Origin of the sequence: Dactylosporangium sp. NPDC000244 (genome assembly GCF_040300725.1) — a bacterium.
Lineage (GTDB): Bacteria > Actinomycetota > Actinomycetes > Mycobacteriales > Micromonosporaceae > Dactylosporangium.
This window is the reverse complement of the sequence record NZ_JBEPEH010000023.1, coordinates 146478-169094: the sequence shown is the minus strand read 5'-3', so window position 1 is coordinate 169094 and position 22617 is coordinate 146478. Positions and strand designations below refer to the sequence as shown.

Genomic DNA, 22617 nt, shown 5'->3' with positions numbered 1-22617 from the left:
GTTCGCTGTCAGCGTCACGGCTCTTTGAGCACAGGGCGCAGGGCGTCCAGCACCGCGGGATCCTCGATGGTCGAGGGCACCGGCTCCTCGCGGCCGTCGGCGATCCCCCGCATGGTCCGGCGCAGGATCTTGCCCGAGCGCGTCTTGGGCAGCGCGGCCACCACGCGCACGCTGCGCAGGCTCGCCACCGCCCCGATGCGGTCCCGCACGAGCTGGACCAGCTCGGCCGCGACCGTCTCGGCCGGGGTGTCCACGCCCGCCTTGAGCACCACGAACCCGCGCGGCACCTGGCCCTTGAGCTCGTCGTCGACGCCGATGACGGCGCACTCGGCGACCGCGGGGTGGGCGGCGAGCACCTCCTCCATCGCGCCGGTCGAGAGGCGGTGGCCGGCGACGTTGATGACGTCGTCGGTGCGGCCCATCACGTAGAGGTAGCGGTCCTCGTCGAACCGGCCGCCGTCGCCGGTCAGGTAGTGGCCGGGGTAGGCGGAGAGGTACGAGCGCACGTACCGCTCGTCGTCGCCCCACAGCGTGGGCAGGCAGCCGGGCGGGAGCGGTAGCCGGATGGCGATGGCGCCGTCGGTGCCGGTCGCGGCGTCCTGCCCGTCCGGGGTGAGCACGCGCACGTCGTAGCCGGGGATCGGTACCGACGGCGAACCCGGCTTCGTGGGCAGCTCCTCGAGACCGCGCGGGCTCGCGGCGATCGGCCAGCCGGTCTCGGTCTGCCACCAGTTGTCCACGACCGGCACGCCGAGCCGCTCACCGGCCCACTCGTAGGTCTGCGGGTCGAGCCGCTCCCCCGCCATGAACAGGGTGCGCAGGCTCTTGACGCGCTCGCGGTCGATCCGGGCCCCGTCCGGGTCCTCCTTGCGGATCGCGCGGATCGCGGTCGGGGCGGCGAAGAGCACGTTGACGCCGTGGTCGGCGACGACCCGCCAGAACGCGCCGGCGTCGGGGGTGCCGACGGGCTTGCCCTCGTACAGCACCGTCGTCGCGCCGGCGAGCAGCGGGGCGTAGACGATGTAGGAGTGGCCGACGACCCAGCCGACGTCGGACGCCGCCCAGAAGACGTCGCCCGGCCCGCAGCCGAAGATGTTCGCCATCGACCACGTGAGCGCGACGGCATGCCCGCCGTTGTCGCGCACGATTCCCTTGGGGCGGCCGGTCGTGCCGGAGGTGTAGAGGACGTACAGCGGATCGGTGGCCGCCGCCGGAACGCACCCGGCCGCGACTGCGTCCTTGATCGCGTCGGCCCAGGTCAGCTCGCCGTCGCGCAGCTTCGCCGGGGCCTGCTCGCGCTGGAGCACCACGACGTGCTCGGGCCGGTGCCCGGCCTCGTCCAGGGCGGCGTCGAGCAGCGGCTTGTACTCCACCACCCGGCTCGGCTCGATCCCGCACGAGGTCGCGACCACGACCTTCGGCTTGGCGTCGTCGATGCGGGCCGCGAGCTCCTTGGGCCCGAAGCCGCCGAACACCACCGAGTGCACGGCGCCGAGCCTCGCGCAGGCCAGCATGGCGATCACGGCCTCGGGCACCATCGCCATGTAGACGACGACCCGGTCGCCCCGCTCGACGCCGAGCCTGCGCAGGGCGCCCGCGAAGACGGCGACCTCGTCGCGCAGTTCCCGGAAGGTGTACCGGCGGACGGTGCCCGTGACCGGGCTGTCGTACACGAGCGCGAGGTCGTCGCCGCGCCCGCCGTGCACGTGCCGGTCCAGGGCGTTGTGGCAGGTGTTGAGCTCGGCGTCGGGGAACCAGCGGTAGAACGGGGGGTTGTCGGCGTCGAGGATGCGAATGGGCATGCGGTCCCAGTCGACGCCGGCGGCCGCGTCGCGCCAGAACCACTCGGGGTCTTCGAGGCTGCGCTGGTACGTGTCGCGGTAGGCGCCCATCCCCTGATCCTGCTCCGCCGGGCCGGGCTGCGGTAGGGCCGGATATGTCGCGCCTGTTTCCACGACACGACATATCCGGATTTATCGGTTTGTGCCGCTTTCGCAGCTCTTACGACTTCTCCCGCTCTTACGGCTTGTGCGTTTTGTGCGGCTTATGCGCTTCTCGACGGCGCTCGGACCGGTGCGCTGGCACTCGCCAGGCTCGGCTTTCCGCACGGCGCTCACCGGGCGCGGTTTCCGCAGCGTTGACCAGGCCCGGTTTCCGCGGCGTTGACCAGGCCCGGTTTCCGCGGCGCTCAGACCGGGGCGGTGGCGCTGGCCAGGCCCGCGGGCGCGTTGGCCAGGGCCTGCTGGATGGCCGCGACCAGGGCCAGCGCGGCCTCCTCGGTGAGCTCGACGGCGACGCGGGCCGACGGGCCGAGCGCCGGGTTGGCGAAGTCGATGTTCAGGGTGTGCCCGAACTGGGCGTGCACCGGGTGGTCGACGTAGACCGCCGCCCGGGTCACGTCGAACCAGCCCGTCGCGCCCTTGCCGGCGCCCTCGATGTCGACCAGCTCGGTCTCGTAGGTGCACATGTCAGGCCCCCAGGTGCGTGCCGAAGAACGTGAAGATGCGCTTCCAGCCGTCGACCGCGGCCTCGGGCCGGTACGACGGGCGGTCCACGGCGAAGAAGCCGTGCCCGGCGCCCTCGTAGCTGTGGTGCTCGAAGCTCTTGCCGTGCCCGTCCAGCAGCTCGGCGAGGCGCGCGACCTCGGCCGGCGCCGGGAACTTGTCGTCGTCGCCGAACAGCCCGAGTACCGGGCAGCGCACGTCGGACAGGCGGTCCTGGATCGAGCCGACCTTGAGCGGGAACCCGGTCGGGGGCGCCTCGAGCGCGAACGCGCCGTAGCAGTCGACGGCCGCGTCCACGTCGACCGCGGTCGAGACCAGCAGCGACTGGCGGCCGCCGGAGCAGTGCCCGATCACGCCGACCTTGCCGCTGGCGTTGTCCAGGGCGCGCAGCGCGGCCGCGGCGGTGGCGACGTCCCGGATGATCTGCTCGTCGGGGATGCCGCCCTGCCCGCGCACGAACGCGGACGCGTCGTCGGGCGCGGCGTCGGGGGCCTCGCGCCAGAACAGGTTCGGACAGATCGCCGCGTACCCGTTCACGGCGAACCGCCGCACCATCTCCTTGGTGGCCTCGTCGAAGCCGGGCAGGTGGTGAATGACCACGACGCCCGGGAACGGGCCGGGGTCGAGCGGGCGGGCCTGGTACGCCTGGATCTGCTCCTCGCCGATGAACACCGTCTCGGCCCGGATCGCGTCTGACATGCTGCACTCCGTCGTTCACTGGTGCGGTTTTCCTTAGCCGGGCAAACAATATCCCCGCCGCCGCTTTGTATGCGCCGGCGGGGACAGCTGTACACGTCGGCGGGGACACATGAGCAGCGGCCGGACCGTGCCGGCACCCGGCGGCGTCACCCTGCTCGGCAGTCGGGCCTCGGCAGTCGGGCCTCGGCGCGCCCGGCCCAACTGGCGTCCGGGCTCCGGCGCGCCCGGCCCCACTGACCGCCGGGTTCCAAGCGTCGCAAGGCCAGCCAGGCCCCGAGCAGCGCAGAGCCAGTCAGGCCCCGAGCAGCGCAGAGCCAGTCAGAGCCCCGAGCAGCGCAGGGCCGGCCGGGTTCCGAGCACGGCGCAGTGCCGGCCGGGCCCGGCGCGAGCGGTCCTACTGGCGGCCGGGCTCCGAGCGGCGCAGCGCCAGCCGGGCCAGGCCGATCAGCAGCGCGATCTGCACGAACAGGATGAGCACCGAGCGCCACCAGGCACCGGTGGTGTGCTCCCACAGGGCGTCCTTGAACGGGATCATCGACTGCAGGTCGACCGTCGACGCGCCCGCGGCCAGGCCCCAGCGGGTCGGGAAGAGCCAGGAGATCTGCTCCAGGACGTTCTGCCCGTCGAGCTCGAAGAGGCCGCCGGAGAGCACGAGCTGGGCCATCACCACGACCACCAGCACCGGGGTCGTCTGCTCGGTCGTCTTGACCAGCGCGCTGACCAGCAGGCCGAACGCCATCGAGGCGAGCGCGACCATGGCCACCGGGATCGTGATCTCCACCAGCCAGTGCTTCGGGAAGATCAGCGGGTCCTTCGGCGGGTTCTTGCCCAGCAGCGCGAGCCAGCTGAACAGCGCAGTCTGCACGATGATGATCAGTGAGAAGACGAAAACCTTGGAGGCGAGGTAGGCGCCGGCCGAGAGCCCGACCGCCCGCTCGCGCTTGTAGATCGTGCTCTCGTTGACCAGCTCGCGAATGGCCGCCGCGGTGCCCAGGAACGCGGCGCCGACCGCGAGCACGACCAGCAGCCGCTGCGCCTCGAGGCTGTATTTGAGCAGGCCCGGGGCGAGGCCGTTGTCCCCCGGCACCGTGCGGGTGAGCAGGGCCAGGGCCAGCGGCAGGCCGATCATGAACACACTCAGGCCGCGGTCGGCGCCGATCACCCACAGCATGCGCAGGCACAGGGTGAGGAACTGGCGGATCGGGGCCGCGGGGTGCAGGGCCCGGCTGCGCAGGGACGCCCCGCCGAGCTTCACCCGGGCCCGCCCGACCGCCTTGTCCGACTGAGCCGACACCGACTGGGCCGACACCGACTGAGCCGACGCTGGTCGGGCCGCCGCCGACTGGGCCGACGCCGGTTGGGAGGGGGCCGGCGCAGGGGCGGCCGGTGCGGGCCGGGCTGGCATCCGCTGCTCCGCGGTCGGCGACTCGAGAGGGCCCGAGGGGCGCGGCGGCATCTCCTGCTCGGCCGTCGACTCCCCGGCCGCCGTCGTGGCCCCGGGCGGAGTCGCGGAAGCAGCCGGGGCAGTGGAAGCGGCCGAACTCGTGGAAGCGGCCGAACTCGTGGGAGCGGCCGTGGCCGAGGGCACGTGCGCGGTGCCGGAGGCGACCCGCTGGGCCGGGATGGTGACCTGCTCCACCACCTCCGGCTTCGGCGGCGGGGCCTCGGCGATCTGGTCGGTGACGTATCGCGTGTAGAGCTCGGACGAACGGTACTTGCGCGTCCAGTGCTCCGCGTTCTTCGTGACCTCGCGGAACACCTCGGCGTAGTCCTCGGCGCCGAAGAACTCCAGCAGCTCGCCGGGCGGGCCGAAGTAGCCCATCCGGCCGCCGACGGTGAGCACGAGCACGCGGTCGGCGAGGTCGAGGTGCATGACGTTGTGCGTGACGACGGCGACGGTGCGGCCCTTGTCCGCGAGCTCCCGCAGCTCCTCCATGACCTCCTTGTCTAGGGCCGGGTCGAGGCCGGACGTGGGCTCGTCGAGGAAGAGCAGGGACGGCTCGGTGAGCAGCTCCAGCGCCACCGAGACGCGCTTGCGCTGGCCGCCGGAGAGGCTGTCGATGCGCTGCTTGGCCCGCTCGGTCAGGTTGAGCGTCTCGAGCACCTCGGCGACCTTGGCCCGGCGCTCCTTGCGCGGCACGTCGTCGGCGAAGCGCAGGGCGGCGGCGAAGCGCAGGGCCCGGCGCACGGTGAGCTGGCGGTGCAGCACGTCGTCCTGCGGCACCATGCCGATGCGATAGCGCAGCTCGGCATAGTCCGCGTAGAGGTCGCGGCCGTCGTAGCGCACCGCGCCCTGGGTCGCGGGGCGCAGCCCGGCCACGGCCTTGACGAGCGTGGACTTGCCGCAGCCGGATGGGCCGATGACGGCGAGCAGGCTGCCCTCGGCCAGCGCGAAGCTGACGTCGTCGAGCAGGACCGCGTCCTTGATCCGCACCGTGAGGTCGTCGGCGATGAGCGAGGAGGGGCCGGCGTCCTCGAACTCGTGCAGCCGGGCGCCGTCGAAGATGAACTCGTGCTTGCCGATCGAGATCAGGTCGCCGGGCCGCATGTCCTCGCGGGTGACCTGCTTGCCGTTGTGGAACGTGCCGTTGCGGCTGCCGAGGTCGACGACCTCGAAGCCGCCGGTCGGGGTGCGCCGCAGCTCGGCGTGGTTGCGGGAGCTGCGCAGGTCGCTCAGCACGATGTCGTTGTCGGCGCCGCGGCCGATGCGGATGCGCCCGGCCTCGAACTCGTGCCGGGTCGCCTCCCGCTGCGGCGGCGAGGGCTCGACCGGCAACTCCTCGGTGATCGTCCGCACCCGGAACGTGATCTTCGGGCCGTCGGCCGAGCCGAGGTGGACCTCGCCGCCGTCGGTGGCGGCGATGAAGGCCGCCCGCTCGCCGCCGACAAAGGTGCCGTTACGGCTGTCGAGGTCGCGCAGGAACCAGCCGTCGTCGTTCCAGATGACCTCGGCGTGCCGCCGGGAGATCAGGTTGCCCTCGATCACGAGGTCATTAGCGGCGTCGCGACCGATGGTCACGGTGTCGTCCGGACGGACGGTCGCCTGCTTGTCGCCGGTGGTCACCTCGAGGACCGTGAGCTCCCGGGTCACCGTGCGCTGATCGATGCTCGCCACGGCGCTCATCATGCCGTGGGGGTATGACAGAAAGAAGTCGGGGTGGGTTTGTATCAGGACAACTGTCGCGGCCCTCATGTGTGTCGAGAACGAAGACGGCACGGTGAGGAGGAGCCCCGATGGCCGCGGACACCCGTCCGGACGAGTGGCGCTCCCGGCGCGCCCGGCGATTGGCCGGGCTGCCGTGGGTGCGCCGCGAGGACCGGGCGGACGGCACGCCGGTGCGTTTCGTCGCCGACGAGCTCGTCGTGCGGGCGGAGCACTTCGGCACCGCGCGCCAGGCGTTCGCCGAGCAGGGCTTCGACGCCCGGGACATCGTTGAGGAGGGGGATGTCCCGGACGGCTTCCGGCGGGTCCGGCTGCCCGGTCTGGACGTCGCACGGGCCGCTCGGCGCGTGCGCGTGCAGGCGGAGGCGGCCGGGGACCCGAGGGTGGCCGCCGCGCCGAACCACGTCTTCGTCTCGACACCGTTCGCGCACGCCGGAGCGTACGGGCCGCCGCGCCCGGCGCCGCCCGGCGCGCTGACCCCGCCGGTGGAGGGGACCGGCGGGGTGAGGGTCCTGGTGCTGGACACCGGGGTGTGGCTGAACAGCCCGTTGCCGAAGGAGCGGTACGTCACCGACGACTTCGAGCCCGGCGACGACGGCGCGGGGGTGCGCCAGGGCGACGCCGGGCATGCGAACTTCGTCGCCGGGGTGATGCTGGTCCGGTCGCGGCGGGTGCGGCCGAGAGTGGTGCGGATCGTCGACACGTTCGGGGTGTGCCGGGAGAGCGACCTGGTCGCGGCCCTCCGGCGGGCGGTCGACGACCCGATCATCAACCTCTCGCTGGGGGGATACTCGCTCGACGACCGGCCACCGGTCCTGCTCACGGCGGCGCTGACAGAGCTGCTGACGAGCGGTGACCGGGTGGTCGTAGCGGCGGCCGGCAACGACGGCCAGCACGACCGGCCGTTCTGGCCGGCCGCGTACGCCGGGACGGGCGCGCCGTGGCGGCGGCGCGTGGTCGCGGTCGCCGCCCACGACGGCCGGCGCATCTGCAACTGGAGCAACACCGGGCCGTGGGTGACGCTCGCGGCGCCGGGAGCCGACGTGCTCAGCACCTATGTGCACCACGAGGGCTTCCCGGACGGCTGGGCCCGGTGGAGCGGCACCTCGTTCGCGGCGCCGTTCGTCGCCGCGGCGATCGCCGACGCGCTGCCGGAGTCCGGCTCGGCCGGGCTGGCGGCGCAGTCGGTCGTGGCGGGGGCGGGGCTGCGCTACGGCCGTTACGCGGGGGTTGCGTGAGGGCCATGCATCACACCAGGGGGAGGGTGGTGACGGGGTGCGGCATGCTGGTCGCCGCGCCCCGTCGCCCGGTGGTCCCGGTGCTACCCTTCGGAGCCATGGCCGACCCCGAAAGTCCCGGTGAACACGAGAATGCCGCACTTCTGCGGGCTGCTTCGGCCGGGGACCAGCGGGCGTGGGAGTCCATTGTGGACCGGTACGCCAACCTGGTCTGGTCGGTGGCGCGCAGCTTCCAGCTCGGCCAGTCCGACGCCGCGGACGTGAGCCAGGCGACGTGGCTGCGGCTGGTGGAGCACGTCGACGCCGTGCGGGAGGCCGACAAGCTCGGCTCCTGGCTGGCGACCACCGCCCGCCGTGAGGCGATCGCGCTGCTGCGCAAGAGCGGGCGCGACGTGCCGGCGGGGGCGGCCGGGGACTTCGTGGAGACGCTGGGCGGCGCCCCGGCCGGCGTGGATCCGGTCGAGGAGGAGCCGGACGCGGGCGTCCTGCGCGACGAGCGCGACGCCATGCTCTGGCAGGAGTTCCAGACGCTGTCCCGCCAGTGCCAGCAGCTGCTGCGGGTGCTCATCGCCGATCCCCCGCCGAGCTACGCCGAGGTCTCGGCCGCGCTCGACGTGCCGATCGGCAGTATCGGTCCGACTCGCAAGCGCTGCCTGGGCACGCTGCGCCGACGATTGGCGACTTCGATATGACCACCCACCGCGGCTGCGCAGGGCCGACCCGATGATCGGGGAGGAAGAGGTGCTGAGCTCTTTGCGTGACATCGCCGGCCGGCGCGACCCGGTGCCGCCGAACGTGCTGGCGGCCGCCCGGGCGAGCCTGTCCTGGCGCGACCCGGACGCGGCGCTGGCCGCGCTGACCCGCGACTCGCTGGACCGGCTCATCGCCGTGCGGGGCGGGATCCGCGGCGGAACCCCGCGAGTGCTGACGTTCTTCAGCGGCGCCCTGACCATCGACGTCCAGGTGACCGCGCGCTCGGGCGCCGTCGACGTGGTCGGCGAGCTGGCCCCGGTGGTCGCGGCCAAGGTCGTCGTGGAGTCGCCGGCGGGGTCGCACGAGACGTCGGCCGACGACGAGGGCCGCTTCCGTTTCGAGGGGGTCGCGACCGGCCCCGTGCGGCTGCGCTGCGAGCCGGAGGTCGAGGGGGCATTCGTACCGGTCCGCACAGAATGGGTGCAATTGTAGAATTCTTCGCAAAACCCCTGGTCACAGCGGGTACCGTCGCGGAAAAGGTGCCGCGACGCTGCGAGGAGCCGGCCATGCCCATCGACCACGTGCAGATCGTGTCCATTCCCGTGACCGACCAGGACCGGGCCCGCGACTTCTACCTCAACGCCCTCGACTGGGAGCTGATCAGCGACAACGACGAGGGCGACCGCCGCTGGGTCGAGGTCGCCCCGAAGCACGGCCAGACGTCGTTCACGCTGGTCACCTGGTTCGAGTCGATGCCGCCCGGATCGCTGCGCGGGATCGTGCTCGACACCGACGACATCGAGAAGACCTACGAGGAGCTCGCCGAGCGCGGGATCGTCTTCGAGTCCCCGATCGAGGAGGGGCCGTTCTCGCGGGTCACGAGCTTCGCCGACCCGGACGGGAACACCTTCGTGCTGCATCAGCTCTACCAGCCGCGGACCCGGACGGTGAGCTTCGCCTCGGCGTTGTAGCTCGCGTTCGCCCCGGCCGGACCCGCTCGCTCCGCCGGTCCGGCCGCGCGCAACGGTGAGCTTCGCCTCGGCCGGACCCGCCCGCCCCGCCGGTCCGGCCGCTCGCATAGGCTCCTGGCGCGGTGGGCCGTAGCGCAGAGGTCGTCGCGCGCCGACTCATAATCGGTGAGGACGCCGGTTCGATTCCGGCCGGCCCGCCGCCTTCGCGCGGGCGGCTACCATACGGCGGTGCCGCTCGACCCCGATGACGTCGAGGCCTGCCTGCGGGTGCTGGCCGCGATCGGCGACGCCGACGAGCGGGTCGTGGCGGCGGTCGACAAGGCCTACCGGGCGCGCAAGAAGCGGCGCAAGGCCGAGCGGCGCACGGCGACGGCCGAGCACGACCGGCGCCTGGTGACGCAGCCGCGGGCCGACGACCCCGCGCTGCTGCGGGCGCGCCGGTGCTACGTGTGCAAGTCGCCCTATCGCGAGGTTCCGCCGTCGTACCCGCAGATGTGCGCCGAGTGCGCGACGAGCAACACCGCGCGGCGGCACGCCCGGGCCGACCTGACCGGGCGGCGAGCGCTGCTCACCGGCGGCCGCATCAAGATCGGGTTCGAGACCGCGCTGAAGCTGCTCCGCGACGGGGCCGAGGTCATGGTCACGACGCGGTTCCCGGGGGATGCGGGGCGGCGCTTCGAGGCCGTACACGATGCCGGGCTCTGGCGGCACCGGCTGCACATCCACGGCGTGGACCTCCTCGACCTGGCCGGGGTCGTCGGGCTGACCGACGCCGTCGCCGCGCGCTGGGGCCACCTCGACATCCTCGTCAACAACGCGGCCCAGACCGTCCGGCGCCCGCCCTCGTACTACCGCGAGCTCGCCGCCGCCGAGGGCCGCCGCCCCGTGCTGCCCGCCTCCCCCGCCGACCTGGTCTTCCCGGCCGGCGCGCTGGACGAGACCGGGCCGACCGGCGCGATGGGCGGGGCCGGCGCGATGGACGACCTGTTCTTCCCCGCCGGCGCGCTGGACGAGACCGGCGAGCCGCTCGACCTGCGCCCCGCGAACAGCTGGACCCTGCGGCTGCACCAGGTGACCCCGCGCGAGTGGCTGGAGGTGCAGGTCATCAACGCCTTCGCGCCCTTCCTGCTGATCGCGCGCCTGCGGCCGCTGCTGCGCGCGGCGCCGAGCCCCGACCGGTACGTGGTCAACGTCTCGGCCATGGAGGGCAGCTTCAGCCGCGCGCACAAGACCGCCGGGCACCCGCACACGAACATGGCCAAGGCGGGCCTGAACATGCTGACCCGCACGATCGCGGACGAGTACGCGGCCGAGGGCATCCACGTCACCAGCGTCGACACCGGCTGGGTCACCGACGAGCGGCCGCACGCGACCCGGGAGGCCCTGCGCGGCCGGGGGTTCCGGGTGCCGCTGGACGCGGTGGACGGGGCCGCGCGCGTCTACGACCCGATCGTGCGGGGCGTGCACGGCGACCCCGTGCACGGCGTATTCCTCAAGGACTACCGGGTGGTGCAGTGGTAGAGACCGAGATCTCCTGTCCCGTGCTGGCGGCTCCGGCGGTACCGTCGGCCGATCTCACGCTGCTCGAACCGCTGCTGGCGCGGCTGTCCGACCCGTCCGGGGTCGCCGCGACCGAGCGCTTCCCCCTGGGCACGCTGCAGCCCGACGGGCGGCTCGACCTGTGCAAGCAGGGCCTCGGCGCGGACGGGGTGAGCCGGGTGCTGGATCGCGTGGTCGGGTCGGGTCATGCGGTACACCTGCTGCTCGGCACGAACGGCCTCGGGGCGCCCGGGACCGCCGCGCTCGCCGCGTCGCTCGCGCCCGGGCACGGGGTGCGGACGTTGTACCTCGGCTGCAACGCCATCGACGCGGGCGGCGCGGAACCGTTGTTCGAGCGGCTCGCCGGCGACGACACCGTGACCGCGCTGTGGCTCAAGCGCAACCCGCTCGGCGACGACGGGATCGCCGCGCTGGCCGCGATGCTGCGCGCGAACACCGCCCTGACCACCCTCGACCTCGTCAACACCGGGCTCACTGACGCCGGTCTGGCGCTGCTCGTCGACGCCCTCGCCGCGCGGGAGCGGCCCGTCGCGCGGGTCTTCCTCGGCGGCAACGGGCTCGGGCCGTCGGCCGCGCCGCTGCTGTCCCGCCTGCTCACCGACTGCGGCGTGACCGGCCTGTTCCTCGCGGCGAACCGGCTCGGCGACGCCGGCGTCCGGGTGCTCATGGACGGGGTCGTCCGCGGCGGCAGCACGCTGGGCCTGGGCGGCAACGGGCTGACCGACGCCGCCCCGGTCGCGGCCCGGCTGTCCGCGCTGGAGGCGCTGGACCTGAGCCGGCCGCAGTCGCTGCGGGTGCTGGGCGCCACCGGCAACACGATCGGCGACCCGGGCGCGCGGCTGCTCGCCGAGGCGCTGCCCGGCAGCCCGCTGCGCCGCCTCGACCTGCGGCACACGGGCATTCGCGGGCGCGGGGCCAAGGCGCTGCTCGCCGCGGTCGAGACCGGCCGGACGGCGCTGCGGCGGCTGACGCTCGGGCCCGATGTGCCGAGGCGGGTCAAGCGCGTGCTCGCCCAGCTGCTGCCCGGTGGCGAGCCGCCCCTGGCGAGCGAGATCCTCAGCGTGTACCGCTAGCAGCACCCGCCTTTCACCCGAAAAACTGTCGTACCTCCCCGCTACTCTCGCGGGCATGACGGAGGCCCTGAACCTGCTCGCCGCCGCGGACGAACTGCTCGCCGCGACCCGCGCGACCCGCGTCGAGCTGCGCGACAACGTCCAGCTCGAGGCCCTCGCGCTGGCCGTGTCGGCCAACCTGCCGGTGCTGCTGTGGGGCGAGCCGGGCATCGGCAAGTCCTCCGCGCTGCAGCAGCTCGCCGACCGGCTCGAGGTGCCGATGGAGACCGTCATCGCGAGCATCCACGAGCCCTCCGACTTCGCCGGCCTGCCCGTCGTCGGCGACGACCCGGCGACCCAGGGCGTGCCGATGGCCCCGCCGGACTGGGCGATCCGGCTCACCCGCGGCGGCGTCGGCCTGGTCTTCTTCGACGAGCTGTCCTCGGCCCCGCCCGCGGTGCAGGCGGCCCTGCTGCGGGTCGTGCTCGAGCGCCGGGTCGGCAGCCTCGAGCTCCCGCCGGGGGTGCGCGTGGTCGCCGCGGCCAACCCGCCGGCCAGCGCCGCCGACGGCTGGCACCTCAGCCCGCCGCTGGCCAACCGGTTCGTGCACCTGCACTGGACCCACGACCCCGCCGTCGTCGCCCGCGGCCTGGCCGGCACCTGGCCCACCGCCGACATCCCGCGCATCGACCCGCGCCGGGCCGGGTCCGCGCTGGCCCGCGCCCGCGGCACGCTGTCGGGCTTCCTCACCGCCCGGCCCGGCCTGACCCACCACCTGCCCGCCGACGCCGAGGGCCGCGGCGGCGCCTGGCCGTCCCCGCGCACCTGGGAGATGGCGCTGCGGCTGCTCACCTTCGCCCTGGCCAGCGACGCCTCGCGGGAGGCCCTGGCGACGGCGCTCATCGGCGCGATCGGCGACGGCGCCGGACTGGAGTTCATCACCTACCTCGACGAGCTCGACCTGCCCGACCCCAACCGGGTCCTGGCCAACCCCGACGCGTTCGCCCTGCCGGAGCGCGGGGACCGGCAGCTCGCCTTCCTCACCGCGATCGTGTCGGCCGTGCAGTCGGACGTGTCGCGGCCCCGGTGGGAGGCGGCGTGGGCGGTGCTCGCCAAGGCGGTCGAGGCGGGGGTGCCGGACGTGGCGGCCCGGGCGGCGGCGGACCTGGCGGCCATGCGCGAGAAGTCCTGGCCGGTGCCGGCGACGATCGACGCGTTCGTGGACATCCTGCGCCTCTCGGGGGCGATGCAACGATGACTTCGGAGTCGCCCTCCTCGCGGCCGGCGGGCGCGGACCCAGAAGCGGCCGGCGCAGGCCCAGAAACGGCGGCGGGCGCAGAACCAGGAACGGCCGGTGCAGAACCAGAAACGGCGGCGGGCGCAGAACCAGGAACGGCCGGCGCAGAACCAGCAGAGGCGGCGGGCACGGGCCCAGAGGCGTTCGCGGCGGTGCCGCCCGCGCGGGTGGCGATGGATCGGACGAAGCTGCTCGCGGGGCGGTATCGGGCGGCCAAGCTGCGGCCGTATCTCGCCTCGGCGATGTATGCGCTGTCCGTGGTGCCGTCGTGGCACCTGTCGACGATGGGCGTGGACCGGCACTGGAGGCTGTACGCGAATCCGGACTTCGTGGCCGCGCACCCCGTCGAGGAGCTGGCCGGGGTCTGGGTCCACGAGGTCGCGCACCTGCTGCGGGACCACCACGGGCGGGCCGACCGGCTGCGGCACGTCGACCGCGACGACCACCTGCGGGTCAACCTCGCGCAGGACTGCGAGATCAACGACGACCTGATCGCCGACGGGCTGCCGCTGCCGGCGAGCCGCGTGGAGCCCTCGACGTTCGGGCTGGCGCCGGGGCGGCTCTTCGAGGAATACCTGGCCGGCATTCCGCACACGCACGTCGTCCACGTGCAGTGCGGCTCGGGCGCGCACGGCATCCCGGTGCCGGGCGAGATCGGGGCCGACGGCGCGCCCGCGGTGCCCGAGGTGGAGGCGGGCGCCATCCGCCGGACGACGGCCGACGCCATCCGGGCGCACGTGCGCGCCCGGGGCACCGTCCCGTTCGGCTGGCGGCGGTGGGCCGACGAGATCGCCGAGCCGACCGTCGACTGGCGCCGCCTGCTCACCGGCGCGCTGCGCCAGGCCGTGGTGTGGGCGAGCGGGGCGGCCGACTACACATATGCGCGCCCGGGCCGGCGCAGTGCCGCCCTGCGCGGGGTCGTCCTGCCGAGCCTGCGCCAGCCCCTGCCGCGCGTCGCGATCGTGATCGACACCTCGGGCTCGATGGGCGACGACCAGCTCGCGTCGTGCCTGGCCGAGGTGACCGGCGTGCTGCGCGCCGTGGGCATTCGCGGCAACCGCGTCACGATCCTGGCCTGCGACGCCGACGTGCAGGCCGTGACGCGGGTGACGAAGGCGGAACAGGTCCAGCTGAGCGGGGGCGGCGGGACCGACATGCGCGTGGGCATCGAGCACGCGCGGCGCGGCCCCGAGCCCCCGAACATCATCGTCGTGCTGACCGACGGCCTGACCCCGTGGCCGGCCGAGCCGACGGGCTGCCGCCTGATCGCCGGCCTGGTCGGGCCCAACCCCCCGGACACCCCGCCCTGGATCGAGACGATCCACATCACGGACGGCTGAGCCCGTGGCGCCGGCGGCTACTTTCGGCGACTGTCCCGCTGGGCGGCGGCTGCCTAGCGTTGGTGTCATGGCTGATCACGAGCTGGGGCTGACGCGCGGGGACCGGGTTGTCGTGCTCGCGGGGTTTCCCGTCGCCGGGGGGCTGCTCGGGTGGGCGCTGCCGATCGCGGCTCGGTGGTTGCTGTCGCTGCCGTGGGTACCGTTCGGGGGGCCGCTGCGGCTCGTGCGGCATCTCGGTTCCGGGTGGGGGCTGGCGGCGCTCGCCGGGGCGGGGGTGCTGCTCGGGTTCGGGCTCGGGCTGGTCGCCGTGCACGAGGCGCTGCGGGTCACCGTGGCCGACGGCGAGATCGTCCTGGTCGGCGGGGAGGCCCGGCGGGCCGTGAGCCGGCGGGACGTCGAGGCGGTGTTCGTGGACGGCAAGCTGCTCGTGGTGCTCGATCGGCAGTCGCGGCAGGTGGTACGGGACCGGCTGGAGAACGCCGGGAGCCCCCGGGTCGAGCGGGCGTTCCGGGAGCACGGATACCCGTGGGTGGGGCAGGATCCGTATGCCGAGCTCTATCGGCGGTGGGTGCCCGACCTGCCCGAGCTGCCTGGGGCCGTCAACGCGGTGCTGGCCGCGCGGGCCAAGGCCCTGGAGAACAAGAGTGCCGCCGACGCCGACGAGCTGCGCGAAGAGGTGCAGAAGCTCGGCTTCACCGTGCGGGATGTCGGGGTCGTCCAGCACTGGCGGCCCTTGGTGAAGTCGTGAGGAGCCGGGCGCGCGACCTCGCCGTGGACGTCACGTCCACGGTCATCTCGGTGCTGGTGGCGCTCATGGCGGCCGCCGCCGGGCTCGACAACGGGCTGCTCAGCGACGAGCGGCTGCTCGTCTCGCTGGCCGTCACCGCGCCCGCGATCGTGGTGCTCTGGTGGCGGCGCAAGCACCCGGTCGGGGTCGCGCTCGCGCTGCTCGCGCCGATCGCGGTCACCGACATGGCCGGCGGGGCCGTCGCCATCGCGGTGTTCGGGGTCGCGGTCCACCGGCCGTTGCGGACCGCCCTGTGGGTCGGGGCGTTGCACGTGCTGGCGCCGATTCCGCTCAGCATCCGGTATCCGGATCCCGACCTGCGGATCATCGGGGCCAATACGCTCGGCATCACGGTCCTGGCGATCGCGATCGCCTGGGGCGCCGCGGTCCGGGCGCGGCGGGAGCTCATCGCCACGCTGCGGGAGCGCGCCGTGCGGGCCGAGGCCGAGGCGCGGCAGCGGGGCGAGATGCTGCGCGGGCTGGAGCGGGAGCGCATCGCCCGGGAGATGCACGACGTGCTCGCGCACCGCATCTCGCTCATCAGCCTGCACGCGGGGGCGCTGGAGATCCGCGGGGATCTCTCGCGGGAGCAGGTCGCCGACGCGGGGGCGACCATCCGCACCAGCGCGCACCAGGCGATGGAGGAGCTGCGGGAGATCCTCGGGGTGCTGCGGGCCTCCGACCGGGAGGAGCTGCGGCCCCGGCAGGGGCTGGCCGACCTCGGCGAGCTGGTGGAGGAGGCGCGGAAGGCCGGCATGACGGTACACCTGGATCATCGCCTGGACGGGGAACTGCCCGCGGCCGTGGACCGCACGGCATTCCGGCTGGTGCAGGAGGGGCTCACGAACGCGCGCAAGCACGCGCCGGGCGTGGCGGTCAGCGTGCTGCTCGAGCGCGGGGACGAGGTGCACGTCCGGGTCAGCAACCCGCTGCCCGCCCGGCCCGCGCCGCCCTCGCTGCCCGGCACGCGGTCCGGGCTGGAGGGGCTGGCGGAGCGGGTCGGCCTGGTCGGCGGGCGGTTCGAGCAGGGCATCCGGCGTGGGGACGGCGGGGCGGCGTTCACCCTGGAGGCGTGGATACCGTGCAGCCGCTGATCCGGGTCGTGGTGGTCGACGACGACGCGCTGGTGCGGGCGGGGCTGGCCATGGTGCTCGGGGGCGGCACCGGGGTCGAGGTCGTCGGCGAGGCCGCCGACGGGGCACAGGCGGTGCGCACCGTGCGCGCCGTGCGGCCCGACGTCGTGCTCATGGACATCCGCATGCCGCGCATGGACGGGCTGGCCGCGCTCGAGGCGCTGCAGCCCGACGGGGCCCGGGTCATCGTGCTCACCACGTTCGACACCGACGAGCACGTGCTGCGGGCGCTGCGGCTCGGCGCGCACGGGTTTCTGCTCAAGGACACCCCGCCGCTGGCCATCCTCGACGCGGTGCGGCGCGTCGCGAGCGGGGAGCAGACGCTCTCGCCGTCGGTGGTGCGGCAGCTCATCGCGCACGTCGCGGCCGGCGATCGGGGCGCGGCGGCCCGGCGTACCCTCGCGGCGCTCACGCCCCGGGAGCTCGACGTGGCCGAGGCGGTCGCGGAGGGGCGCTCGAACGCGGAGATCAGTGCGGCGGTGCACATGAGCGTGGCGACGGTGAAGACGTACGTCTCGAGGATCCTGGCCAAGCTGGGCTGCACGAACCGCGTCCAGGTGGCGATCCTGGTGCACGAGTCACGACTGGATTAAGCCCGCCACGCCGTCGAGGACCGCCTGGAGGCCGCGCTCGAACTGCGCCGCCACCGCGTCGGTGCCCGTGGCGGGGCCGGCGACCTCGGGCGAGCCGGGCTCGTGGCCGCCGAGCAGGCCCGCGGTGTGCGGGTAGCGGCCGGTCGCGAGCTGCTCCATCCCGTATGCCACGACGGCCTTCACCAGCTCCGGGTCGGTCTCCGCGCGGGCCTCCGCGGCGCGCAGGGCGCTGCCGAAGACGTACGCGTCGACGATCGCGATCACGTCGAACCGGCCCGCGTTGTCGAGCCCGGTGCCGGCCAGGGCCGCGAGGCTCTGCTCGAAGTGCAGCATGGCGTTGGGCCCGATCGCGGGGCCCGGCCGCAGCGTGACCGCCCACGGGTGCCGCGAGAGCACCGCCCAGGTCCGCCGTGCGATGGCCGCGGTCGCCTCCCGCCAGTCCGCCGGCAGCTCGCCCTCGGGCACCACGGCCTCGGCCATGAGCGCGTCGTCCATGAGCGCGAAGAGCTCGTCCTTGGTCTCGACGTAGTTGTAGAGCGTCATCGTGCCGGCGCCGAGTCGCGCGGCGACGTTGCGCATCGAGACCGCCTCGATGCCCTCGGCGTCGGCGATCTGCAGGGCCGTGGCCGCGATGCGCTCGCGGCTGAAGCGGGGCGCGCGGGAACCGGGCTCCGGGCGCGCCCAGATCGGCGGTCGGGGCATGGACACGATTATCGGTGATAGCGGTTCGCGATGAACCCGGGCTCGGTTTCGAGTTCGGCCGGCCGGGTGATGGCCGGCTGAGCGATGACCGGCAGCGCGGTGTGCGCCCCGAAGCCGCGGCCCAGCGTGCGGACCTGCTCCTCCATGAGCGGGACGCTGCGCCGGGCCTGCGGCTCGACGACCCGCTCGGCCAGGCGGCTGTTGAGCAGGGTGCGCAGCCAGTACACGAGCATCACGCCGCGGGGCACGAAGACCTTGCGGCGGCGGCGCTCCAGCGCGTCGGCGAAGGCGGCCGCGCAGCGCTCGACGGACGTGGTCGAGCCCAGCGGGGGCGGCAGGCGGCGCAGCGTGTCCTTGAACGCGGGCAGATCGTCCTGGGCGTCGCGGACGAGGTCGGTGTCGATCCAGCTCGGGTGGGCGGTGCCGACGGCGACGCCGTGGTGGGCCACCTCCAGCCGCAGCGCGTTGCCGAAGTGCTCGACGCCGGCCTTCGAGGCGCAGTACGGCGCCATCCCCGGCAGCGCCGCGAACGAGGCGGCCGAGGCGACGATGAGCAGGTAGCCGCGGGCCGCGATGAGGTGCGGCAGGCACGCGGCGGCCGTGCGCATGACGCCGACCAGGTTGACCTCGACGGTGTGCACGAGCGCCTCGACGTCGCCGGTGGCCATCGTGCCGCGGCTGGCGACGCCCGCGTTGGCCACCACGGCGTCGATGCGGCCGTAGGCGCCCAGCACCCCGTCGACCGCGGCCGCAATACTGGCCTGGTCGGTGACGTCGGCGGCGAACCAGACCCCGCCGAGCTCCTGGGCGAGCGGCTCCAGCCGGTCGGGCTCGAGCCCGACCAGCGCGACGCGGGCGCCGCGGGCGGCGGCCTCACGCGCGGTATGTTCGCCGATGCCGCGGGCGGCACCGGTGATGAGCACCACCTGACCGGACAGACTCTTGCGCCGCACCGAGGGCCTCCCATCGGCGGTACCGTTCAGTACCAGGCAAACTAGCACCCGGGGACATTGTCGCGAAAGGTGAAGGCCACCGCATGACGAGCACCAGGACCGCCGAGGAGCTGCGCGCCGACCTCACGGGCGGGCTGGCCGAGTCGATCGCCGCCAAGGGCTACGCCGCCACGACGATCGCCGACATCGTGATGCACGCGCGCGTGTCCAAGCGCACGTTCTACGAGCACTTCGCGGACAAGGAAGCCTGCCTGATGGCCCTCTACGCGCAGGGCTGCGAGCACCTGCTCGAGGTGGTGCGCAGCGCCGCCGGGCCCGGCGGACGGCCGTGGAAGGAGATGGTCTCCAGCGGGGTGACGGCGTACCTCACCGCGCTGGAGACCATGCCCGCGGTGACCCGGACCCTGCTGGTGGAGATCCAGGCGGCCGGGCCCCGGGCGTTCCGGCTGCGCCAGCAGATGCAGCGCCGCTTCGCCGACGCGCTGGTCGAGGTGATCGAGCGGGCCCGGGCGGCCGACCCCGGCATCCCCCGGCTGTCGCCGCTGCTGGCCATCGCCCTCGTCGGCGGCGTGCACGAGATGATGCTGCAGGTCTGCGACCCGTACACGGGGGCCGGCCCGTCGTTCACCGAGCTGACGCCGGCCGTGGACGAGCTGGTCTACGCGATCCTCACCAACCCCTGGATGACAACGGATGGAATGATCGGGCCTACTGCCGGGTTGCACGGTTGAAAAAGGGAAGGGACGCTTCGCGGTGCTGAACCCCAGCGAACTTTACGAGCTCACCGATGATCCGCCGGCGGCCGACCGGCCGGTGCTCGTGCACGCGCTGACGGGCTTCGTGGACGCCGGCAACGCCGCCCGCCTCGCCCGCGAGCACCTGCTCAGCGTCGGCTCGGCGCGCACGATCGCCACGTTCGACCTCGATCAGCTCTACGACTACCGCGGCCGGCGCCCCCCGATGCTGTTCGTCGAGGACCACTGGGAGCACTACGAGCAGCCCCAGCTGCTGCTGCGGGTGCTGCGCGACGCCACCGGCACCGAGTTCCTGCTGCTCGACGGGCCCGAGCCCGACCTGCAGTGGGAGCGGTTCACCGCGGCGGTGCTCGAGCTCATCGAGCGCTTCGACGTGCGGGCCACGGTCGGGCTCACCGCGATCCCGATGGCCGTGCCGCACACCCGCCCGACCGGCGTGACCGCGCACGGCACCAGCCGGGACCTCATCGCCGGCTTCGAGCCGTGGCTGCAGCGGGTGCAGGTGCCGGGCAGCGTCGGGAACCTGCTGGAGTACCGCATCGGCCAGCAGGACCGCGACGCGTTCGGCTTCGCGGTGCACGTGCCGCACTACGTGGCCCAGGCCGAGTTCCCGGCCGCCGCGGAGAAGCTGCTCTCGTGCCTGGCCGACGCGACCGGGCTGCGGGTGCCGATGGACGAGCTGCACGCCGCGGCCGACTCGGTGCGCGCGGAGATCGACGTGCAGATCGCCCAGGCCGACGAGGCCGCGTCGCTGGTGCGGGCGCTCGAGGAGCAGTACGACGCCTTCACGCGCGGCCGCACCGGCAACAACAACCTGCTGGCCGACTCCCCCGCCCCGCTGCCGACCGCGGACGAGATCGGCGCGGAGCTGGAGCGGTTCCTGGCCGAGCAGACCCGGGGCGACGAGCCGCCCAACCTGTGAGGCGGCGGCCTACCAGCTCGTGCCGGTGAGGCGCTCGTAGACCTCCACGTACCGGGCCCGGGTCAGGGCGACCACGTCGTCCGGCACCTCGGGCCCGGGAGCGGTCTTGTTCCAGCCGGTGGACAGCGACCAGTCGCGCACCTGCTGCTTGTCGAAGGAGAACTGGGTGCGGCCCGGCTCCCACTCGTCCAGCGGCCAGAAGCGCGACGAGTCCGGGGTGAGCACCTCGTCGCCCAGCACCACGGTGCCCGCGCGGTCGCGGCCGAACTCGAGCTTGGTGTCGGCGACCACGATCCCGCGCTCGGCGGCGAGGGCGGCTCCGCGCGAATACACCCGGAGCGTGAGCTCCCGCAGCTCCTCCGCGAGGTCCTTGCCGATCTCCTCGGTGACCTCGCCGAACGTCACGAACGCGTCGTGCTCGCCGGCCGGGGCCTTGGTCGTCGGGGTGAAGATCGGCTCCGGCAGGCGGTCCCCCTCGACGAGCCCGGGCGGCAGCTCGACGCCGGACACGGCACCGTGCGCGGTGTACTCCGACAGTCCCTGCCCCGCGAGGTAGCCGCGCGCGATGCACTCGACCGGCAGCATCTCCAGCCGCTTGCAGCGGATCGCCCGCCCGGCGAACTCGGCCGGCACGTCGGTCGCGGAGATCACGTGGTTGGGCACGATGTCGGCGAGCTGCTCGAACCACCACAGCGACAGCCGGGTGAGCACGGCGCCCTTGTCCGGGATCGGCGTCGGCAGCACCACGTCGTAGACGGAGAGCCGGTCCGAGGCGACGAGGATGAGGTCGTCGCCGTCGGCGTACACGTCACGGACCTTGCCGGAATGCAGGAGTTCCACGCCGTCGAGCCTATCGGAGCGGCGTAGGGTGAGCTGCGTCACGACCATGTCGCCGACTGTGGCCGGAGGTCAGCATGCCCCTCGATCCCGCGAAGACCGCCATCGTCCTCATCGAGTACCAGAACGACTTCGTCTCCGAGGGCGGCGCGTTCCACGCCGCCGTCCAGGGCGTCATGGACAAGACCGGCATGATGGCCAACACGCGCAAGGCCGTCGCCGCCGCCCGGGCCGCCGGGGTGACGATCATCCACGCCCCGATCACCTTCGCGCCCGGATACAACGAGATCACCGCGCATCCGTACGGCATTCTCAAGGGCGTCGTGGACGGCAACGCGTTCGTCAAGGGCGAGTGGGGCGCGCAGATCGTCGACGAGCTCGCGCCCCAGGCCGGGGACATCGTCGTGGAGGGCAAGCGCGGGCTGGACACGTTCGCCAGCACCAACCTCGACTTCATCCTGCGCAGCAAGGGCATCACCACCATCGCCATCGGCGGCTTCCTCACCAACTGCTGCGTCGAGTCGACCATGCGGACCGGCTACGAGCACGGCTACCAGGTGATCACCCTGCAGGACTGCGTGGCGGCCACCTCGCAGGAGGAGCACGACAACGCGCTGAAGTACGACTTCCCGATGTTCTCGACACCGATGTCCGCGGACGACTTCGCGGGTCAGATCTAGCTCGCTTTGTAGTACCGGATGGCGAGGCCGCCGGCGAGCAGGAAGCTGGCGGCCAGCACCACCAGGTGCAGCGGGTGCGGGGCGTCGCCGGCCCACGCGGCCTGGACGGCCTGGCGGAACGCGCCCAGCGGGGTGAAGTCCCCGATCCTCGCCAGCACGCGCGGCAGGTACTCCACCGGCACGTACAGCCCGGCGAAGAACGCCGACGGGAACCACAGGGCGAGCGCGTAGCCGGTGGCCGCCTTGGCGCTGCCCGCCACCGCCGCGACGAGCAGCCCGATCGGGAAGAGCCCGAGCACGCCCAGCAGGAACACCGGCCCCACGAGGGCCAGGTTCGGCACGTGCATGCCCAGCGCGGCGACGCCGATGACGAGCGTGAGCAGCGTCGAGAGCAGGACCACCCCGGCGTTCATCACGAGCTGGGCACCGAGCAGGGCGGCCGGGCGCACCGGCGTGGTCGCGAACCGGCGCAGCACCCCGCGCTCGCGGTAGTTCGCCAGCACCGTCGGCAGCATGAAGAACGCCACCATCGCCATCGAGACCATGATCGACATGGACGGGATGACGGTGTCGACGCCGCGCCGGCCGCCGAGCGCCGGGTCGGCCGTGTGCGCGCTGCCGGGCAGGCCGAACACGACCAGCAGGGCGACGGGCAGCAGGACGGTGAACATCGGGCCGGCGATCTCGCGCAGCATGAGCCGCGTCTCGATCACGGTCAGGCGGGTCAGGGCGCGCATG

Annotated in this window: 22 protein-coding genes and 1 tRNA gene; 15 read left to right on the top strand and 8 right to left on the bottom strand. The window is 73.6% G+C overall.

Features of this window, described 5'->3' with window-relative positions; translation table 11 throughout:
* Positions 1 to 14: 14 nt before the first annotated feature.
* The 4 genes from ABT369_RS31325 to ABT369_RS31310 form a co-directional block, all read right to left on the bottom strand.
* Positions 15 to 1892 carry a propionyl-CoA synthetase gene (locus ABT369_RS31325; RefSeq protein ID WP_350617433.1) on the bottom strand — a complete coding sequence of 626 codons (1878 nt, stop codon included), beginning with the start codon at positions 1890 to 1892 and terminating at the stop codon, positions 15 to 17.
* A 296-nt stretch (positions 1893 to 2188) separates the two neighbouring features.
* Complete coding sequence (locus ABT369_RS31320; protein ID WP_350617431.1) at positions 2189 to 2467, bottom strand: DUF6295 family protein; 279 nt, start codon at positions 2465 to 2467, stop codon at positions 2189 to 2191.
* Between the two features lies 1 nt (position 2468).
* Positions 2469 to 3203 carry a dienelactone hydrolase family protein gene (locus ABT369_RS31315; RefSeq protein ID WP_350617430.1) on the bottom strand — a complete coding sequence of 245 codons (735 nt, stop codon included), beginning with the start codon at positions 3201 to 3203 and terminating at the stop codon, positions 2469 to 2471.
* Between the two features lie 394 nt (positions 3204 to 3597).
* A complete protein-coding gene (locus ABT369_RS31310; protein WP_350617428.1) occupies positions 3598 to 6318 on the bottom strand; it encodes an FHA domain-containing protein in 2721 nt (906 codons plus the stop codon).
* A 119-nt stretch (positions 6319 to 6437) separates the two neighbouring features.
* Between ABT369_RS31310 and ABT369_RS31305 the strand changes: the two genes are divergently transcribed.
* The 12 genes from ABT369_RS31305 (at position 6438) to ABT369_RS31250 (ending at position 17030) form a co-directional block, all read left to right on the top strand.
* On the top strand, positions 6438 to 7604 hold the full coding sequence (locus ABT369_RS31305; protein WP_350617426.1) for a S8 family peptidase: 1167 nt from the start codon (positions 6438 to 6440) through the stop codon (positions 7602 to 7604).
* Between the two features lie 98 nt (positions 7605 to 7702).
* Positions 7703 to 8296, top strand: coding sequence for an RNA polymerase sigma factor (locus tag ABT369_RS31300; protein ID WP_350617424.1), 594 nt, complete (start codon positions 7703 to 7705; stop codon positions 8294 to 8296).
* 31 nt (positions 8297 to 8327) lie between these two features.
* On the top strand, positions 8328 to 8789 hold the full coding sequence (locus ABT369_RS31295) for a hypothetical protein (RefSeq protein ID WP_350617422.1): 462 nt from the start codon (positions 8328 to 8330) through the stop codon (positions 8787 to 8789).
* Between the two features lie 74 nt (positions 8790 to 8863).
* Positions 8864 to 9268, top strand: coding sequence for a VOC family protein (locus tag ABT369_RS31290; RefSeq protein WP_350617420.1), 405 nt, complete (start codon positions 8864 to 8866; stop codon positions 9266 to 9268).
* Between the two features lie 123 nt (positions 9269 to 9391).
* A tRNA-Met gene (locus ABT369_RS31285) sits at positions 9392 to 9466 on the top strand.
* Positions 9467 to 9496: 30 nt separating this feature from the next.
* Positions 9497 to 10789: an SDR family NAD(P)-dependent oxidoreductase gene (locus ABT369_RS31280; RefSeq protein WP_350617418.1), complete on the top strand. Its 1293-nt coding sequence runs from the start codon at positions 9497 to 9499 to the stop codon at positions 10787 to 10789.
* Positions 10783 to 11901, top strand: coding sequence for a leucine-rich repeat domain-containing protein (locus tag ABT369_RS31275; protein ID WP_350617416.1), 1119 nt, complete (start codon positions 10783 to 10785; stop codon positions 11899 to 11901). Before ABT369_RS31280 ends, ABT369_RS31275 begins: the two co-directional genes overlap by 7 nt.
* 55 nt (positions 11902 to 11956) lie before the next feature.
* Positions 11957 to 13138 carry an AAA family ATPase gene (locus ABT369_RS31270; RefSeq protein ID WP_350617414.1) on the top strand — a complete coding sequence of 394 codons (1182 nt, stop codon included), beginning with the start codon at positions 11957 to 11959 and terminating at the stop codon, positions 13136 to 13138.
* Between the two features lie 212 nt (positions 13139 to 13350).
* Entirely contained in the window at positions 13351 to 14517 is a 1167-nt protein-coding gene (locus ABT369_RS31265; protein ID WP_350617412.1) for a vWA domain-containing protein, read from the top strand.
* Positions 14518 to 14584: 67 nt separating this feature from the next.
* Positions 14585 to 15265, top strand: coding sequence for a YqeB family protein (locus ABT369_RS31260; protein ID WP_350617410.1), 681 nt, complete (start codon positions 14585 to 14587; stop codon positions 15263 to 15265).
* The gene (locus ABT369_RS31255; RefSeq protein WP_350617408.1) at positions 15262 to 16398 is read left to right on the top strand and encodes a sensor histidine kinase; all 1137 of its coding nucleotides are present in this window, start codon (positions 15262 to 15264) and stop codon (positions 16396 to 16398) included. Before ABT369_RS31260 ends, ABT369_RS31255 begins: the two co-directional genes overlap by 4 nt.
* Positions 16386 to 17030 (top strand): response regulator, encoded by a 645-nt coding sequence (locus ABT369_RS31250; RefSeq protein ID WP_350617526.1) that lies wholly within the window; start codon positions 16386 to 16388, stop codon positions 17028 to 17030. Before ABT369_RS31255 ends, ABT369_RS31250 begins: the two co-directional genes overlap by 13 nt.
* Here the strand turns inward: ABT369_RS31250 and ABT369_RS31245 are convergent.
* Positions 17016 to 17732 carry a TetR/AcrR family transcriptional regulator gene (locus ABT369_RS31245; RefSeq protein ID WP_350617407.1) on the bottom strand — a complete coding sequence of 239 codons (717 nt, stop codon included), beginning with the start codon at positions 17730 to 17732 and terminating at the stop codon, positions 17016 to 17018. The two genes, ABT369_RS31250 and ABT369_RS31245, sit on opposite strands and share 15 nt — an antisense overlap.
* Before the next feature lie 8 nt (positions 17733 to 17740).
* Positions 17741 to 18685: an SDR family oxidoreductase gene (locus tag ABT369_RS31240; protein WP_350617405.1), complete on the bottom strand. Its 945-nt coding sequence runs from the start codon at positions 18683 to 18685 to the stop codon at positions 17741 to 17743.
* Positions 18686 to 18768: 83 nt separating this feature from the next.
* Between ABT369_RS31240 and ABT369_RS31235 the strand changes: the two genes are divergently transcribed.
* Both ABT369_RS31235 and ABT369_RS31230 read left to right on the top strand, forming a co-directional pair.
* Positions 18769 to 19416: a TetR/AcrR family transcriptional regulator gene (locus tag ABT369_RS31235; protein ID WP_350617403.1), complete on the top strand. Its 648-nt coding sequence runs from the start codon at positions 18769 to 18771 to the stop codon at positions 19414 to 19416.
* A gap of 22 nt (positions 19417 to 19438) precedes the next feature.
* On the top strand, positions 19439 to 20362 hold the full coding sequence (locus ABT369_RS31230; protein WP_350617401.1) for a proteasome assembly chaperone family protein: 924 nt from the start codon (positions 19439 to 19441) through the stop codon (positions 20360 to 20362).
* A 9-nt stretch (positions 20363 to 20371) separates the two neighbouring features.
* On the opposite strand, the gene ABT369_RS31225 is transcribed toward ABT369_RS31230, so the two are convergent.
* Positions 20372 to 21202 (bottom strand): phosphoribosylaminoimidazolesuccinocarboxamide synthase, encoded by an 831-nt coding sequence (locus ABT369_RS31225; protein ID WP_350617399.1) that lies wholly within the window; start codon positions 21200 to 21202, stop codon positions 20372 to 20374.
* A 74-nt stretch (positions 21203 to 21276) separates the two neighbouring features.
* Between ABT369_RS31225 and ABT369_RS31220 the strand changes: the two genes are divergently transcribed.
* Complete coding sequence (locus tag ABT369_RS31220) at positions 21277 to 21879, top strand: cysteine hydrolase family protein (RefSeq protein ID WP_350617397.1); 603 nt, start codon at positions 21277 to 21279, stop codon at positions 21877 to 21879.
* On the opposite strand, the gene ABT369_RS31215 is transcribed toward ABT369_RS31220, so the two are convergent.
* Positions 21876 to 22616 (bottom strand): ABC transporter permease, encoded by a 741-nt coding sequence (locus ABT369_RS31215; RefSeq protein WP_350617395.1) that lies wholly within the window; start codon positions 22614 to 22616, stop codon positions 21876 to 21878. The two genes, ABT369_RS31220 and ABT369_RS31215, sit on opposite strands and share 4 nt — an antisense overlap.
* Position 22617: the final 1 nt, after the last annotated feature.

Coding starts and splice junctions, on each gene's coding strand:
- ABT369_RS31325 (WP_350617433.1), bottom strand. CDS start 1,892: ATGGGCGCCTACCGCGACACGTACCAGCGCAGCCTCGAAGACCCCGAG.
- ABT369_RS31300 (WP_350617424.1), top strand. CDS start 7,703: ATGGCCGACCCCGAAAGTCCCGGTGAACACGAGAATGCCGCACTTCTG.
- ABT369_RS31265 (WP_350617412.1), top strand. CDS start 13,351: ATGGATCGGACGAAGCTGCTCGCGGGGCGGTATCGGGCGGCCAAGCTG.
- ABT369_RS31260 (WP_350617410.1), top strand. CDS start 14,585: ATGGCTGATCACGAGCTGGGGCTGACGCGCGGGGACCGGGTTGTCGTG.
- ABT369_RS31320 (WP_350617431.1), bottom strand. CDS start 2,467: ATGTGCACCTACGAGACCGAGCTGGTCGACATCGAGGGCGCCGGCAAG.
- ABT369_RS31235 (WP_350617403.1), top strand. CDS start 18,769: ATGACGAGCACCAGGACCGCCGAGGAGCTGCGCGCCGACCTCACGGGC.
- ABT369_RS31305 (WP_350617426.1), top strand. CDS start 6,438: ATGGCCGCGGACACCCGTCCGGACGAGTGGCGCTCCCGGCGCGCCCGG.
- ABT369_RS31315 (WP_350617430.1), bottom strand. CDS start 3,203: ATGTCAGACGCGATCCGGGCCGAGACGGTGTTCATCGGCGAGGAGCAG.
- ABT369_RS31295 (WP_350617422.1), top strand. CDS start 8,328: ATGATCGGGGAGGAAGAGGTGCTGAGCTCTTTGCGTGACATCGCCGGC.
- ABT369_RS31290 (WP_350617420.1), top strand. CDS start 8,864: ATGCCCATCGACCACGTGCAGATCGTGTCCATTCCCGTGACCGACCAG.
- ABT369_RS31270 (WP_350617414.1), top strand. CDS start 11,957: ATGACGGAGGCCCTGAACCTGCTCGCCGCCGCGGACGAACTGCTCGCC.
- ABT369_RS31215 (WP_350617395.1), bottom strand. CDS start 22,616: ATGCGCGCCCTGACCCGCCTGACCGTGATCGAGACGCGGCTCATGCTG.
- ABT369_RS31220 (WP_350617397.1), top strand. CDS start 21,277: ATGCCCCTCGATCCCGCGAAGACCGCCATCGTCCTCATCGAGTACCAG.
- ABT369_RS31245 (WP_350617407.1), bottom strand. CDS start 17,732: ATGCCCCGACCGCCGATCTGGGCGCGCCCGGAGCCCGGTTCCCGCGCG.